At 35.1% G+C, this 17,023-nt stretch carries 13 protein-coding genes and 1 tRNA gene; 3 read left to right on the forward strand and 11 right to left on the reverse strand.

The window, feature by feature from the left end; all coding sequences use genetic code 11:
- Positions 1–100 precede the first annotated feature (100 nt).
- Together VB248_RS13255 and VB248_RS13260 are read left to right on the forward strand one after the other, a co-directional pair.
- Positions 101–1,249, forward strand: coding sequence for a sensor histidine kinase (locus tag VB248_RS13255; protein WP_323297270.1), 1,149 nt, complete (start codon positions 101–103; stop codon positions 1,247–1,249).
- Positions 1,246–1,965 carry a LytR/AlgR family response regulator transcription factor gene (locus tag VB248_RS13260; protein WP_323297271.1) on the forward strand — a complete coding sequence of 240 codons (720 nt, stop codon included), beginning with the start codon at positions 1,246–1,248 and terminating at the stop codon, positions 1,963–1,965. Before VB248_RS13255 ends, VB248_RS13260 begins: the two co-directional genes overlap by 4 nt.
- Before the next feature lie 168 nt (positions 1,966–2,133).
- On the opposite strand, the gene VB248_RS13265 is transcribed toward VB248_RS13260, so the two are convergent.
- The 11 genes from VB248_RS13265 to VB248_RS13315 all read right to left on the reverse strand — a co-directional run bounded on the left by VB248_RS13265 (position 2,134) and on the right by VB248_RS13315 (position 15,530).
- A complete protein-coding gene (locus VB248_RS13265; RefSeq protein ID WP_323297272.1) occupies positions 2,134–3,030 on the reverse strand; it encodes a metallophosphoesterase family protein in 897 nt (298 codons plus the stop codon).
- Between the two features lie 285 nt (positions 3,031–3,315).
- On the reverse strand, positions 3,316–6,339 hold the full coding sequence (locus VB248_RS13270; RefSeq protein WP_323297273.1) for a type I restriction endonuclease subunit R: 3,024 nt from the start codon (positions 6,337–6,339) through the stop codon (positions 3,316–3,318).
- Between the two features lie 5 nt (positions 6,340–6,344).
- Positions 6,345–7,301 carry an HNH endonuclease family protein gene (locus tag VB248_RS13275; RefSeq protein WP_323297274.1) on the reverse strand — a complete coding sequence of 319 codons (957 nt, stop codon included), beginning with the start codon at positions 7,299–7,301 and terminating at the stop codon, positions 6,345–6,347.
- A complete protein-coding gene (locus VB248_RS13280) occupies positions 7,298–9,052 on the reverse strand; it encodes an AAA family ATPase (RefSeq protein ID WP_323297275.1) in 1,755 nt (584 codons plus the stop codon). The genes VB248_RS13275 and VB248_RS13280 overlap by 4 nt, the downstream gene beginning before the upstream one ends.
- Before the next feature lie 205 nt (positions 9,053–9,257).
- A complete protein-coding gene (locus VB248_RS13285) occupies positions 9,258–10,655 on the reverse strand; it encodes a restriction endonuclease subunit S (RefSeq protein ID WP_323297276.1) in 1,398 nt (465 codons plus the stop codon).
- Positions 10,648–11,232, reverse strand: coding sequence for a DUF1016 N-terminal domain-containing protein (locus VB248_RS13290; protein ID WP_323297277.1), 585 nt, complete (start codon positions 11,230–11,232; stop codon positions 10,648–10,650). Before VB248_RS13290 ends, VB248_RS13285 begins: the two co-directional genes overlap by 8 nt.
- Before the next feature lie 56 nt (positions 11,233–11,288).
- Positions 11,289–12,716, reverse strand: a complete 1,428-nt coding sequence (locus VB248_RS13295; protein WP_323297278.1) for an HsdM family class I SAM-dependent methyltransferase — start codon at positions 12,714–12,716, stop codon at positions 11,289–11,291.
- Entirely contained in the window at positions 12,670–13,116 is a 447-nt protein-coding gene (locus VB248_RS13300; protein WP_323297279.1) for a type I restriction-modification system subunit M N-terminal domain-containing protein, read from the reverse strand. The genes VB248_RS13295 and VB248_RS13300 overlap by 47 nt, the downstream gene beginning before the upstream one ends.
- 222 nt (positions 13,117–13,338) lie before the next feature.
- Positions 13,339–13,412: transfer RNA gene (locus tag VB248_RS13305), tRNA-Asn, on the reverse strand.
- A 156-nt stretch (positions 13,413–13,568) separates the two neighbouring features.
- Complete coding sequence (gene rsmG / locus VB248_RS13310) at positions 13,569–14,204, reverse strand: 16S rRNA (guanine(527)-N(7))-methyltransferase RsmG (RefSeq protein ID WP_323297280.1); 636 nt, start codon at positions 14,202–14,204, stop codon at positions 13,569–13,571.
- Between the two features lie 204 nt (positions 14,205–14,408).
- A complete protein-coding gene (locus tag VB248_RS13315) occupies positions 14,409–15,530 on the reverse strand; it encodes a glycosyltransferase (RefSeq protein ID WP_323297281.1) in 1,122 nt (373 codons plus the stop codon).
- Positions 15,531–15,705: 175 nt separating this feature from the next.
- On the opposite strand from VB248_RS13315, the gene tgt reads away from it, so the two are divergent.
- Positions 15,706–16,839 (forward strand): tRNA guanosine(34) transglycosylase Tgt, encoded by a 1,134-nt coding sequence (gene tgt / locus VB248_RS13320; protein WP_323297282.1) that lies wholly within the window; start codon positions 15,706–15,708, stop codon positions 16,837–16,839.
- Positions 16,840–17,023: the final 184 nt, after the last annotated feature.

Below are 17,023 nucleotides of genomic sequence, written 5' to 3' on the forward strand. Positions count from 1 at the left end.
CACATTCAACAGGAAAGCCAAGCAATGCTCGTTATAAGTGTATCTTGTATCATTATTGCTTAAAATGTATTGAAAAAAGAAGCTTGAGAATTGCTAATCCATGAAATTTATTGAACGTTACTCATTTTTAGTACATATTTTAGGGTGGCTTGCTTTTTCTTTAGCTCCGTTTTCTTTTTTCCCTTTTTCGTTCAAAGAAAGTATTCATAACTACCCTATTTTACTACCCAACATCATTAATAATTTATTACTGATGGCTATTTTCTATTTGAACTTGCATTGGCTTACGCCCAATATGCTCAAAAAAGGAAATTTGGGTCGTTTTTACAGTGTTTTAGCAGGAGCATTAATATTCGTTTTTTTAGTGGATATTATCGTGTTTCAACACGTTTTCAGATTTGCCCCAACGTATTTACCTAACCCTGATAGGCATTTACCTCCTCCTCCTACTATGGGAGGAGGGCAAATGCCACCTCCGCCACAGTCGTCTCCGCAAGGAAATCCATTTCCTCAGCCACAATCTTCTATTTTCGGAATGATGAATACGCCACACATTAGCGGAATGATGATTTCCTTTGTGCTGGTAGTAGTATTTAGTAGTATGATGGCTTTGATAAAAGAAAGAGCAGCGAATAAAGCCATTCAACAACAAATCATTTACGAGAAACTGGCTGCTGAATTGGCGGTGCTGAAACTACAAGTGAGTCCACATTTTTTGTTTAATACACTTAATAATATTCGTTGGTTGGCTCGCCAAAAATCCGACAAAACAGAAGGCTATATTTTACAGCTTTCAGATTTACTTCGGTACATGATTTACCATGCCAATCATGAAAGAGTGGCTCTTCAACGTGAGATAATGTACCTCAAGAATTATATTGATTTACAGCGAATGCGGTTAGTAAATCCATCTATTGCTCATTTTAATGCCGAGGGTATCAGCGACGAACTTTTGATTGAACCCATGCTATTTATTCCTTTTGTAGAAAATGCTTTTAAATACGGTTTACATAGCCAATCCGAGTCGATGATTGATATTTCGCTGACTGTCCGTGAGGGTACTTTATATTTCTTTTCACAAAACGATATATTCAAAGACAATACTCCTTCGTTAGTAGAGGACTCGGGTATTGGTATCCAAAATGTCAGGAAGAGATTGGCACTCAATTACCCCAACCAGCATCAGCTTGAGATTAGTGATGATGGAGGAAAATTTACAGTAAACCTAAGCATTCAATTACAGCCATGAATCTTCGTTGTATTGCCATTGATGATGAGCCTTTTGCCTTGGAAATTTTAGCAGACGATTTACGCAAAATTCCATATCTTACTTTAGTGAAGGCAAGTACCAATCCATTAGAAGTATTTGATATGCTTAAAAAGGAATCTATTGACTTACTTTTGGTAGATATTCAAATGCCAAGCCTTACGGGAATTCAGTTGATAAAAAGTTTAGCCGAGTCTCCGATGGTGATTTTTACTACTGCTTTTGAACAATATGCCCTTCAAAGTTATGACCTCAACGTGGTAGATTATTTACTAAAACCCATTGCTTTTGACCGACTCTTGAAAGCCACCAACAAAGCCAATGAGTTGTTTTCATTACGCCAAAAAGGGAAAGAGCAAAGTGTAGTGGCAGAAAAAAGCCAAAATTTCTGCTTTATCCACGCCGAGTACAAAGAAATAAAATTGATGTTTGACGATATTTTGTATGTAGAAGGCTTGAAAGATTATGTGAAGGTTTACACCACGAAGTCGCCAGTAAAGCCCATCCTCACACGCCTGAATCTAAAGGCAATGGAAGCCAAACTTTTCAGCCATGAGTTTTGTAGAATCCACAATTCTTACATTGTCAATCTCAGTAAAATCACCCATTTTCAGAAAATAAAAGTGATTATCGCCAACCGAGAAATCCCGATTGGTAATAAGTATTTAGAGGCTTTTGAGGAGAAATATAGAAGCTAAATAAGAGTTGGGAGTTGGGATTTTGGATGTCGGATTTTGGATTTCAGGTATCGGGTGTCAGATTTCAGGTATCGGATTTCGGATTTCAGATTTGTAAAACGTTTTTTATTACTAATTATAATATTTTCCGAAATCAGAAATCCAAAATCCGACATCCGAAACCCGAAATCAATAATTGACATATTTTTCTTCAAAACTACCGTCGGCATACAAATCTAAAACGCCATAACCCGGGGCTGTTTGGCGGTTGTTACCATTCCACCAAGCACCACTTACCGCTCCGTTGCAGATATAAGTAACATTGTTGTACTGTACTTTATCACGTAGGTGAACGTGTCCGCTTAAACAGATTTTCACGTTGGGATATTGGTAAAATAAATCAATAATTTTAGCCGTATCGGTGTGCATATCTCCACGAGACATCTGCCATTTATTCACAATATTGTCTTTAATCATCAGCGTAGCCGTAAGAATAGGCACGTGCGAAAGTACCAAAACTGGCATCGAAGGGTCTGTATTTTTCAATTCATTTGCAAGCCAAGCGAACTGTTCGTCGCCCAACTTTCCGATAAACCAAGTATTGTCCACATCCAACTGAATGCTATCTAAAATGATAAACTTCCAGCCTTTTTGCGTAAAACTGTAATACGATTTCGTAAGGTTGAGTTTTTCCAAAGAGTACTTCTTACCATAATCCGTTTGTCCTTTGCTGTCTTCACTCCACCAAACATCATGATTACCCAAGCAATAATGAATAGGCAAACTACATTCCGACTTCAAAATGCCATTCAATAAATTCCATTGGTCGTTGATAGCCGAAAGATTGGCTTTGTTCATATCAAAAACAATATCGCCCCCATTCAGAATAAAATCCACCTTAGGATTTTGTTGCTGAACATGATGCAGACATTTGGCAAACTTCGTGGGAGCTTCTAACTCATTTTTCATGTGTACATCCGTAAGATGAGCTACACGCAAAACAGGCTTTTTCCCTTTTGACGAAGCAAGCAAAGAGGGCGTTAGGAACAAACCACCGATATTTTTAATGACAGACCTTCTTTCCATAGTATTTTTTGGGTTTTATGTTTGATAAAGCAAAAGTAAATTGAAAATCAGAACTTTGCTTGCCCATACTGTTATGGATTCATTAAAAAAGGGGAGGAATTTGGTTGGGGGAAGTAGGTGTTAAAGGGGAATTTTAATTTGAAGCAATTATTCAAATAGTACTGAGAGGGTTAATTGCTTATAGAACCAAGATATTGTTTTTGCTCACTGTCAACAATAAAGTCAACATAAAATTATTATTTGAAAAATTCACATCAAAGGTATGTTTAATGTGAATTTTCTAATTTATGGTCTCAAATTGTTAAGTCCTTGATTAAATATTTCTTTCACCATTCCAAAAAGCATTGAGTTAAAATCTTCTTTAGCTTCTTTATTATCTGTAATTAATTTATAGAAATCAAAATTGGTCATTACGTGTTTTAATAGTTCTTTCTGTCCTACTGAATCGCTGGTTATTCTTGCATTTTGTTCATCAGAGTATTTTAGAGAATTGGCTAAATCTTCATTTCTTGCCACATCATAAGCAATACTTTCAACCATCTTTCTTACTTTATCCGCATCTTCAAATTTTGTTCCAAAGCGGTCATTAAAACTTTGTAGAATATTTGACAACCTATCTATTTCTGGTTGATTTTTCCCACCTCTCATATCTGTTGGAATAGGCTTTAAATCGTCTCCTTGCTCCATAGCAATATTGGTCGTTGCTTCTAACTGCAAACGATAACTATCCATATCAATATTATCTAAAATGCCTTGGGCAAAATCAGGGATGATTTCTCCCCCTAATTTGTTTTGCAAGTGATTCAAAAAAATATAAAGTCTTTCTAAATACGGATTTTCAAAAGGTACAATCTGAGAAAGGAAAATATACAAACGCACATAGGTTTTAACCTTTGCTCTAAAGTCTATCTGTTGCTCTTCGTCTAAATCATTTTTGAATAGGTAAGATGACCTGTCAAGAATGGCATGAAGCTGGTCGATAGCTCCATTGGTCAAAATCATTTCAGAAAACTCATATACTTGCTCTTGGGTATAAACTTGGTAATTATCTAAAACATCTTGTAAATCAAATAATTTATTGGGGTCTGTCCCTTCGCCTAAAACGGTACTTTCGTAATATGGTTTAAATGCGTTCTCTATTTCTTCTGCTGAGTTGGCAAAATCTAACACAAAGGTATCATGCTTTAAGGGATGACTTCTATTGAGTCTTGATAGCGTTTGAACAGCATTTACTCCTCCCAATTTCTTATCTACATACATGGTATGCAAAAGTGGCTGGTCGAAACCAGTTTGAAATTTATTTGCTACCAATAAAAAACGATACTCGTTTTTCTTGAACTCGGAAGGAATAGCATTACTTGCAAATCCGTTTAAACTTGCCTCTGTTTGCCCGTCTATCTCTCCTGAAAATGCTACTACTGCTTTAAAAGGACTGTTTATTTTAAGTAAATAATCATCAAATGCTTTTTTATATTTTACGGCATTGGCTCTCGAACTTGTTACTAGCATTGCCTTTGCAAGTCCTCCCATTCTTTTTTTACGGATTACGTTTTCCATAAAATGTTCAACCATTAAAATTGTTTTCTTTTTAATAGCGTGTTCATGGCTTTCTACATAAGCTTTTAACTTTTTCTGTGCTTTTGTTTTATCATATTCAGGGTCATCTTCTACCTTCTTAAGTAATGCGTAATAGCTTTGATAGGTAGTATAATTTTGTAAAACATCCATAATAAAACGTTCTTCTATGGCTTGTTTCATCGAATACAAATGGAATGCTCTGTACTTTGTCTTATCTCCTTCTTCAAAAGGCACACCGAACAATTCTAAAGTTTTATTTTTGGGCGTTGCTGTAAAAGCAAAATAACTGGCATTGGGCAACAGCTTTCTTGACTTTATTAAATCTGTAATTAAGTCTTCACCTGTTACGGTATCATGGTCTTCGGTTTCTATTTCATCATCATCATTTGGTTTTGATAATGCCTCATTTAGCTTTCTTGCCATTTGTCCACTTAAACTACTGTGGGCCTCATCAATAATAACGGCAAAGTTTACACTGGGCAATTCACCTATTTCGGCTACAACGTGTGGAAATTTCTGAATGGTAGTAATGATTAATTTTTTACCTTCTTCCAAAGCTCCCTTCAATTGTTTACTTCCTTCGGTGATGGCTTCAACTACTTTATCTACTTGTTGAAATTGTTTAATGTTTTCTCTGATTTGGGCATCTAAAACCCGACGGTCAGTTACTACAATGACTGTATCGAAGATGTTGTTTTTGCCTATTTTATCATGCAAGCCTACCAATTGATGTGCTAACCAAGCAATAGAATTTGATTTGCCCGAACCTGCCGAATGTTGGATTAAATATTTTTGTCCAGAACCTTTCTCTTGTGCATCAGCCAACAGACTACGTACTGCCATTAACTGATGGTAGCGAGGAAAAATAAGTTTTCGCTCTTTACTAATTACAATCTTCCCTTTATCATCTAAGCTTTCTTTGTCTTCTACGATGAGTTGACAGAAATTCTGAATGATGTCGGTAAGATTATTTTTTGTCAAAACTTCTTTCCATAAATAATCGGTTTTTATACCTTCTTTCGGCGGATTTCCTGCACCGTTGTTATGTCCTTGATTAAAGGGTAGAAAATACGTTTTATCTTTTTTGAGTTGAGTACACATCCAAACTTCCTCCGTATCTACCGCAAAATTTACCATCAATCTCCCTAACCTAAAAAGCTCTTCTTTGGGGTCTCTGTCGTTTTTATATTGCTTTATGGCATGATGTACGTTTTGTTTGGTAAGCTCATTTTTTAATTCAAAAGATATAACTGGAATACCATTAATGAATATCATCATGTCCAAGGATTTTTTGTCGTTGGGTGAATAATAGACTTGTCGCATCACCGAAAACAAATTGGTTTGGTATAATGTATTTGCTTCTGTATTGTAGGTAGAAACTGGCTTATCGTAAAACAAGTGTAGTTTGGTATTGGTAAAACCCTCTGTTATTCCTTTGCGGAGCAAGTTGATAAGCCCTCCCAAAGGCATATTTTTGGCAAGGGTTTGGTCTGTTATTTTTTTATTTATCAACGACACCACTACTTTTTGCCATTGTTCTTTATGGTGTTTTTTTATTTTATCTATCGCTTTGGCTTGTGTAGTTTCTAAAAATTGAAAAAGCAAGTCCGTATCAAGGCACAACACATTGTTATATGCCTTGTTGTCTCGTAATAGATACTTATTTTCTTCAACTAAATATTGAGCGATGTGGGCTTCTAAGCCTTTTTCAGTGGTGTCGGTGTAAAGCATAGTTTTTAATTAATTAATTTTTGATAAAATGCCACTTCTACAAAATAAAAAGGTTCTAATTCATTATTTGAATCAGGTAATGCTTTTTGAACAATTAGTTTATCTATGGATTTCCTTAACAAAACAGGGTCTTCCAAGAGGTAATTCATATTCTCCGTAAAATAGCGTTCAACATTATTCCACTTATTCTTTCTGCGGTCTTTTAGTGAAGAACAATTTAAGTTCAGTACTTCTATCGAATTTTCTATTATTAAATCGTCTGCATTGTTAATTATATCAAAATCAATATCCCCTTCATTTGAAAATTGTAATCGATTTATAATCGGAATATGGGCATTAAGGCATGGATTAATTATGTTTTTGATAGTAGTATTACCATCAAAAACGCTCTTACTGTCGTCACAATGTGGGGGAATTGGGATTTTTATCTCATCTCCAACATTAACAGCTTCACCTATCCCTGTATTATGTTCTAAGATATTGGTCTCTGAAATATCTGTAATTTCGGCAAGGTCAGCAATTGAGTTGATAAGTTTGCCTTTATATCGCTTCCCGATTTCAACCTTTTTAACTTTACTGCTTTCTTTGCAGGTGAGCATTAGATTATTGTAATTAAAAATTAAATCTTTACGACGGTTTTTGGGAAGAAAGTGTTCGATAGCGTAATTTGAGTATTTCCAACATTGATTTTCTTCATCCCAATTTCGCTCAATTTTATCCGCACAGTAGCAACACAAGCCATTTTGCTCGTCATATAAGGCATCTAACAGTTTATTTCTAACTTCAATATCACTAATTTCAGTTAGGGTTGTAATACCAAAAGTTTTACCAAATTCAGCCCAAATTGTACTGCCTTTTCTTGTGCTTGCAATCCATTCGTTAATAACAGCCTCATTTTGATTTAGCCATTGGGTAAAAATTGTAGGATAATCCTCTTCTTGTTTTTTCTTAAAATATCTCATTTCGCTAAAATTTCTTTAGTTCTAATAAGCATTTTCATTCTTAATAACTCAGAATCATTGGTATCTATATCTGAAAAACTATTTGAAATAAACTTTTTAGCCTCCTCTAATTCGTTGTCATTGACTAATTTAGAAAGTTCAGTAAATCTTTCTTGGACTTTTGATACAAATCGTCCATTTACTCCAAAAAGTTTATCTGATAACTTATCAATATTAGCACCATACGCATTAAATTCTTCAAAAGGTTCAATATCAAAACCCTCGTTATTCTTCAAACAAGTATAAATTTTTATTTTATTACTTGGAATACTTCCTACGATGTAAGGTGAATGAGTTGTTACTACAAATTGAACATTAGGAAATCTTCTAACCAAAACCTCTAAAATTTTGGTTTGCCAAAGTGGATGTAAGTAGGTATCTATTTCGTCTATCAATACAATAGCTGGTGTTTTTGTAAAATCAGTTTCGCTTGATGGCGTAACTTCTTTTAGCCGCTTCATAAAATAGCCAATCCATCCAAACACATTGTTATATCCCTGACTGATTAGGTCAAATAAAATGGGAGAATTATCTGTGCCTAATTTAACCCAAATAGGGTGTTTACCATTTTCGTTTACTACAATTCTGTCTAAAGTGATTGTTTCACCTGTTACTTCCGAAATAATTTCAAATACTTCCTTTAACAATACTCTCTCTAAAGGGGTAGCTTCTCCTTTCGCTTGTTTATCGTTGGCTAAATTATTTAATCCTCTTAGCCAATCGGCAAATGCTCCAAATCTATTATCTGGTTTATTGTTGAGCATTGAAATGGCATCGCTTATGTGAGGAAAAACTTTATTTTGAGCAGCATTCTTTTCCTTCTCCTCTTCTTGAAGTTGGGGAAAAGCTAAAAATAAACTTTTGTATTTATCATCACTGATATTTCTGAAATCACTTTCACTATCATCACTAACTTGAGGGTCATTATTTTCTGAGGATAAAATAACCTTGTTATAATAAAGTGTTGCATCATCGCTTTGCAAAGTAGATTCTACTCGGTAATATATTTCTGAAAATCCTTTTTCAGCATATTTAGGTGCTCCTGAGTCTGTTACGCCTTTGATATGCAGTAAATTTCTTAAACGTGAAGTAAGCAACTCAGAATCTTCAATTCCCATTGTTTCATTTTGCTCATAACCCGTGAAAGCTAAAACTAAGGCTCTCAAAATGGACGTTTTACCAGTTCCGTTTAAGCCTATAAAGCACGTTAAGTTTTCGTGGAAATGAATTTTATTAGGATTTGAGAATAATGAAATATTATTGATTTGTAGTGAGTCGAGGGTAATAGACTTTACCTCATCATAATCAACTTTAAATTCATAATCCTTTTTTATTTTCTTTCTTTGAGCATCAATACGTCTCTTATTTTTTTTGAACTCTTCCTCTGAAATCGGTGCAAATAATTTACCTAAATTGCTAATTTGAATGAAAGCATCAATAATTTTCTTATCCCTTCTTAAGAAGTCATCTAAGGCCAAAATGTAATCGTTACCTTTATAGTTTTTTACCCAATGCTCAAAGGTATCGCCTGATTTTGCTCTTGTTTTTTGTTGCATACCGAGAGCTTCCGCAACACTGGTAAAGAATTCTATTTTTACTTTATCATCATAAGAAACAAATTCTAAGCGGCTATCTCCTTCTTTTGAAATAGAAAAGTAAATATTGGGTGTTTTATTTCTCCAATCTAAACCAGACCAAAATGAAAATACCAAATAATTCTCATTACCACTAAACCAATAGCCTTTATCTATTCTATCTGCTCTGTTTTTGGCTCTGAGGGTAAATCTCAATTTCTGGTCACTAAGGGTTTCGGTCAAATGACTAAATACCTTTTCGTGAATTATTGAAATATTATTTTCCATTGTTTTACTGATTATTTTGCCAATACTTTTCGTGTTCAATAAAGATACTTTTTATTTATTCAATTCCATACTCAACTTCATCCTCTGCCGCCAAACTCATTTCATCTTCCAATTCCTCATATAAGTCAACGATAGGCATTTCTGTAATTTCATAATCCCTCACATCTATCTTCCCCGTTACGGCTTCGGCTATTAAGGCAGTACGGTATTCCTGTACTAAAGTTATTTCTTTTTCAATGGTTTGAATAATGGTATTAATTTGAGCCGTTTCTTGCTCTATGTATTCTACTATGTTTTTTTGTTCGGTAATGGGTGGAACCCCCACAATAATTTCCTTAGTTTTAGCCTGATTTAGTATTGGTAATGTTGTAAAATCAGCTAATAAATCAACTTGATGTTTTGAGTTTTTCAGAAAGTAAAAACCAAATTCAGGATATATTTTTTCTCTAAATATTATTGCATTGATTTGTTGATTCGCTGAGGCACTCAAATAAGACATTCCGATTTTGCCAATTGTACCGCCAATTCCGATTAAATAGACCGTATTTTCAGGAAATATTTCAACTTGATTACTTTCAATAGCAAATTCATTTACCTTCCTTTTGGAATCCTTTAAAATACCATCATATTTAAAATCCCCAGGAGTAAACCAATTGATTTCGGCATTTTCAAAAAAATCAATTAAAGAACTTTCAATTTTAGGAGTCCTACCTGTTTTAATTTTAGCCAGATACTTCAACCTCCTAACCTCCCAATGCTCAGGAATATCGCCCAACCATTCAATACCCGAAGGTTTCATTTTTACATTTGGGTTTAAACCTTTGGTAACGGCATCGTTAATAATGGCTGATTTTTGTTCATTCAACAACTTTATCAATTGCTTTTTCTTGGCTATAAAACGGTCTATTTTAGCTGTTTTGTAGTCGAGGAAGTTAGCAATGGCGGTTTGTTCGGAAAGGGGAGGTAATGTAATTCTCTCTTTCCCTAATTCAGAAAAACCGACAGATTGCCTTACTCCACCACCTCCATTGTAAAAGTGTTTAATCAAATCCAAATGATTAAGAAGAGCATAGAAATATTTTGACGAATAATTATTTTTAACTTTAAGTCCAATGTAGGCACTTGTAATTATTCCTCTTTCATTTACAAAACCAACCCTTAAACTTGTTTTGTCATTTTGTAAATCCAACATTCTTAAAATGATGTCTCCTTTTTCTACAATTTGATAATTTGAAAAAGAGGCTGGCAATAATCCATTTGCAGAATTTATATCTTTTCTTTTGATTTTACCATAGCTCAAAGTCAAAAGATTATTTTCTCTTAAATCTTCATTCTTGGTTTTATTATCTAAAAATAACTTATTTAGGTAAGTTTGCTCCCAATGCTCAGGAATATCCCCCAGCCAAGCAATGTGAGAAGGTTTGTAATTTTTATAGGGTTTTAGTTTATTCATTTTCTTGGTCAAGGTTTAAACTATTTAATATTTCGTTCCATTTAGCTTGTAATAGGGCTTTATTGGGCAATTTAGTTTGGTAATCTATTATCCCTTGTGGCAAAACTCTCACCAGTGGTGAGAGTTTTGCGTTTCCAAGCATAACCCGCTCAAAATAAGATGAATTGATTTGTCTTTCAAGTTCTTGATAAGACCATCTTTCTTTAACTGTTAGGTGTACATAAAACGCTATTTCTTCGGGTGTGTTACACGCCATAATTAAGCGTTGATGCGACCAGCTAATTTCTCTACACAGTGTGGAGAGTTTTTCATTATACTTGTAGGTTTCATAAAATTGCTTCATTCGCCAAATATTTTGGGATGAAAATCCCTTTACATTTGGTTCGGATTGCTGAATAAAATCAGCAAGTTCTTTCACTACCGACTTGCCCCACGCTTTGGCTTTTACTTGCTCGCTTACATACTCGCCTATGTGCCAGTAGAGCGTAACTAATTCTCTATTCACTGCCTGATAAGCTCTTTCTTTGGCTTTGGCAATGAGTTGAGAGATATATAAAAATTGTTCTTGTAGTTCCATTATTAGTTCGACCTTCACAAAATTTGTGCAACGCTGGGTTGCACTATTCAGACAATTTACGCAATAATTTCTTTTAAAAGTCCGTCTGTTTCTTGTTCCAATTTCAAAATATCCGCTGCTATTTCGCTTAGTGGGCGTAAGCCTTGGTACTGATAAAAATACTTATTAAAAGCGATTTCATAGCCTATTTTCATTTTGGTCTTATCATACCAAGCATCAGGAGCAAAAGGCAATACTTCTTTTTTGAAATAGTCTTCAATCAATACTTCGTGCGATACTCCTTTTTGCATGGGTACATTTTCAATATCCTTTAAACTACTATCAGATTTTTTCTTGCCTTTACTATCCAAAATAAGTTTGCCTTCTTCATCTTTTTCAGGTTGATGTACCGATATTTGATAAAACCCAAAGTCTTCATTATCAAATATTTTACTGTAAGTATTGTCTTCAAAAGCAAAATACAATTCTTGAATGGCTTCAATGTGTCCCGTTGTTAATTCATTTCTTTTACTTCCCAACGATTTACGCATTTTTTGGTAAAACTCAGCCGAGGACGCATTGATAAGCTGAACTTTTCCTTTACGTTTTTCTTCTTTTACATTGCTAATAAACCAAACATACGTAGCGATACCAGTATTGTAAAAAATATCATTGGGCAGTTGTACAATACATTCCAGCAAATCATTTTCGATAATGTATTGGCGAATCCCACTTTCACCGCTACCAGCATCGCCTGTGAACAAAGCAGAACCATTATGCACAGAGGCAATTCTACTACCACCGTCTTTAGGGTCTTTCATTTTAGAAAGCATGTGAAGCATAAACATTAACTGTCCGTCGTTACTTCTTGAAGTCAAACAAGTTTCCTCCAATTCACCCTTAAAGTTTTTGATTTTAAGGTTAAAGCGTTTATCTATGATGCTTACTTTCTTATCAGTACCCACGTTTAGGTTATCAATATCTTGTTTCCAAGTAGTGCCATAAGGTGGGTTTGTAAGCATGAAATTGAATTTCAAATCAGGGTCAAAACCATATTCGCTTAGGGTAGAGCCAAACTTAATTTTGTCGGGGTCTTCGCCTTTCAGCAACATATCCGATTTACAAACTGCATACATTTCACCCGTATTTTCCTGTCCGTACAAGTGAAATGTAGCCGTAGATTTGATTTCACCTTCAGGATTGGTAGCGAATGATTTAGATTGAGTAAGCATCGCCCCCGACCCCGCACAAGGGTCATATACCAAAAATGTACCTTTCTGAATTTTATCTTTTACGGGCAAATACACCAAGTGTGTCATTAATTCAATGATTTCTCTCGGTGTAAAGTGTCGCCCTGCTGCGGCATTTGTTTTTTCATTGAATCTACGAATCAAGTCTTCAAACATATAACCCATAGCCATAGGCGATATTTTTTCAGGTCTTAATTCTACTTTAGGATTACAGAATTTTTCGATGAGGGCAAAAGTAATTCCAAGTCGTTTCAAAGGTTTCTAATTGATTTCTGAATTTAAACTTACTGATAATATCTTGCACATTGGCAGAATAGCCATTGAGGTAATCTACAAAATTGGCATCAATATTTTTAGGGTCAGCCAATAGCTTTTTCATCGTAAAAGCCGAAGTATTATAAAATGCCAAGCCAGAGCCATGTTGCTCGCTACTTAGCAAACCTGATAAATCATCCATTTTACCTTTGAAAGCCTCATAAGTTTCCAAAACTTTATCTTTAGTAGGCTCAAGAGCCAAATCCAAACGACGCAAAACGGTCATTGGTAGAATTACATCTTGATACTGGTTTTCAAGGAATTTATTAATCAATACATCATCTGCAACTGTCCAGATGAAATTGATAATAGGTTGAAGCGATTGTGTATTTAAACTCATAATTGGATTATAATACTTTTTTAATTGATAAAAATTTGCCCTAAAACAAAAAGAGGACATTGTGATTACAATGTCCTCTTTTTGTTGATAATTGAAAATATTAGAGGAACTCAATAATTAAAAGGCAACTATGTTGTTCCAAACCTTATGGAACACACTTTAGATTTGTTCCAATAAAAAACCCCTCATACGTAATGTATGAGGGGTTTTTTCGATTTTTTGCTCCCCCTCCTGGGCTCGAACCAGGGACCCCATGATTAACAGTCATGTGCTCTAACCGGCTGAGCTAAGGAGGATTGTTAATCGTGATGCAAAAGTAGTCGGTTTTTGAATATTATGCAAGTGTTTCCCTTGAAAAAAATAGCAATATTTTGTTCATTTTTTTTTGTCTATTGATTTTCAGTTTATTACAATCAATATTTTTTTATCTTTTTTTTCAAAAAAAATGATTTTTATCGCATCGGAACGTGAACAACCATCTTTGTTTCAAAAAATTCTTCTTCAAAATAGTCTGACAATTCAAAAACTCTGGTCTTTTTGCCTAATTCTTTCAATTCTTCTTTCATATCGCCGCCTTTTAGGTAAAGAATACCATTTTTCAGTTTGTTGTAGTTGTTGATATTTACTTTGCCTTTTACCCAACCATAAAATGGCAAAAGACGAGTAACGGCACGGCTAACGATAAAATCATATTCGCCATCAATCTGCTCGGCCCTGATTTGTTCGGCTTTTACGTTTTCTAAACCTAAAGCTTTGGCTACTTCATTTACCACTTTGATTTTCTTTCCGATACTGTCCACCAAATGAAACTGACAATGTGGAAACATAATCGCTAAAGGAATACCGGGAAAACCGCCACCTGTACCGACATCTAAAATTTCTGAAAAATCATTGAAAGTAATTACTTTGGCGATGCCCAAGGAATGAAGGATATGTTTTTCATAAAGATTGTCCATATCGGTTCTTGAAATCAAATTGATTTGGGCGTTCCAATGTGCATATAATTCTCCTAACTGAGCAAATTGCTGTTTTTGCTTTTCTGTAAGCTGTGGAAAATACTTTTCTATTAATGTATGGTTGTTTGTCATGTTCTTATATTAATTGTGATTGAGTGAATGAGTGAGTTTTGAATTGTGAATGAGTGAATTGTGAATTACTTGCAGATTTTCGGAAATTGGATAAAATCACTTTGTTTTTATCAATTACTTCTAAAAATCCGACATCTGAAATCCGAAAACAACAGTTTTTATTATCCTTCATTCAGCACTCAAAACTCATCATTCAAAACTCTCTCATTTCCATCTCATTTTTTTATTGCGAGGAATCAAGTTATTTGTTCCCATGATTACAAAATAGAGTGTAAAGATAAAATCCCAAAGTGGTAATGATGACGATGATATGGTTTTATCTAAACGCTTATTGGCTTGTGCGAAAACAATCCATTGTGAAATTAGTCTTAATCCCAACAATGCCAAAACGCCATACACCAAAACGGTATGAAGCGTTAATGGTATTAATATCAGAAATAATATCCACGAAAATATCTGCGTAGCCGCAAGGCTTCCTAATATTAATTTGTTTTCAATGCGGTAATATTTACTTATCGAAAGGTGTCGTCGTTTCTGACGATACCAAGCCGCCCAAGTACTTTTAGGAATTGAATACATAAAAGTATCTGGATTCAAACAAACGGCAGTGTTTTCGGCTGTGGCTACGTCGTTCATAAATAAATCGTCGTCGCCACCAACGATGTTGGTATGTTTGGCAAAGCCTTTATTATCAAGAAACAAAGATTTTCGGTACATCAAATTTCTTCCAACGCCCATGTAGGGTTGCCCTTTGATTGCCAAAGCAAAGTATTGTGTAGCCGTAATAAAAGTTTCGTAACGAATAAACTGATTCAAAAATGATTTCTCTGTAAAGTAAGGCGAAAAACCCAATACGATTTGCTTTTCGGGTAAAAGACATTCTGCCATTCCTCTAATCCATCCATTACTTTGTGGGCGACAGTCGGCATCGGTTAGCAATACTACGTCGTATTTTGCGGCTTTGATGCCTAAAGTTAAAGCGTATTTTTTGGAAGAAAGATGTTCGGGCGTATTCCAAACTCGGATAAATCTAACATTTTGAAATTCAGACTCTTCTGATAGAGCATAATCGTAAGTACCGTCCCAAGAACGGTCGTCAACAATAATAATTTCAAAAGTTGGATAGGCTTGCTTGCTTAACAGCGGGATTAATTCCTTTAGGTTTTCTAATTCATTCCAAGCACAAACCACAACAGAAACGCCTTCTAAAGCTTTTTCTTCGACGACCAGTGCATCATGTTTGTTGATTTTGGCAAAAACGAATAAAATAAAAAACAGTTGAAGCCCAACACAGAATATGTATATACTAATTAAAAAAGGTACCAAGGGATTCTATTTCAGTTGGTTAATCTTTTGGGAGTGCAAAGATAAGTAAAAGCCCAAAGGCTATGGACAAAAGAAGAAAGATTTGTTGAGAAAACTCGTAATTTTGTACTCTTTTCAGTAAAATAAAATTCAGAAAGGCGGAGTACTTCTATGGAAAATCCTTTTTGTTCAGCAAATGACTTTCGATATACAACACAATGACCCCAATTCTAAAGCTCGTGCAGGTGTACTTCAAACCGACCACGGACAAATAGAAACGCCAATATTTATGCCCGTCGGCACGGCTGGTTCGGTAAAAGCTGTGCATCAGCGTGAACTTAAAGATGATATTCACGCCCAAATTATTTTGGGAAATACTTATCACCTTTATTTGCGTCCGGGCTTAGATATTATCGAAAAAGCAGGAGGTTTACATAAATTCAACGGCTGGGATAAACCAATTCTGACGGATTCGGGCGGATACCAAGTATATTCTTTGGCTGGAACGGGTAGAAAAATCAAAGAAGAAGGTGTTACGTTCAAATCTCATGTAGATGGTTCAAAGCATTTTTTTAGTCCAGAAGGCGTAATGGATATTCAAAGAACCATTGGTGCAGATATTATCATGGCTTTTGATGAATGTACGCCTTATCCTTGCGAATACGGCTACGCTCGTGAATCTATGGAAATGACGCACCGTTGGCTAAAACGTTGTTGCGAACACTTCGACCGCACTGAGCCTAAGTACGGTTATAGCCAAACACTTTTCCCGATTGTACAAGGAAGTGTCTATAAAGATTTAAGAGTAAAATCGGCGGAAGTAATCGCCAGTTTTGAGCGTGAAGGAAATGCCATCGGCGGACTTTCAGTAGGCGAACCAGCCGAAATGATGTACGAAATGACAGAAATGGTAACGGATATTTTGCCAAAAGACAAACCTCGCTACTTGATGGGCGTGGGTACTCCTGCCAATATTTTAGAAAGTATTGCTTTGGGAATTGATATGTTCGACTGTGTAATGCCTACCAGAAACGCCCGAAATGGAATGTTATTCACCACAGAGGGAACAATCAATATGAAAAATGAAAAGTGGAAAGATGATTTTTCACCAATTGATACTGGACTCGACTGCTATGTGAGTAATTTTTATACGAAGGCTTATCTTCGTCACTTATTGAAAGCAGATGAGATGTTGGGAGCAATGATTGCGAGCGTACACAACCTCAGTTTTTACTTGTGGTTAGTTGGGCAAGCAAGAGAACAAATCATCGCTGGCACATTCAATTCTTGGAAAAATTCGATGGTTATAAAGCTAATGCAACGCTTATAACAAAAAAAATAGGCTCAACTCTTCCTTTTAAATGTTTTTTATCGTATTTTTAAGGAAGAGTTTTTCTATCAATCAGACAGTTATCACCTGTAAATTGTTATGTCAACGAGCCTAAAATCCCAATCATGTGGGAAAAGCTATTCCTACATACACTGCATCTTTTTCCTTTCTTGTATTTTTTGCT

Source organism: Arcicella rigui (assembly GCF_034929435.1).
GTDB classification, from domain to species: Bacteria; Bacteroidota; Bacteroidia; order Cytophagales; family Spirosomataceae; genus Arcicella; species Arcicella rigui.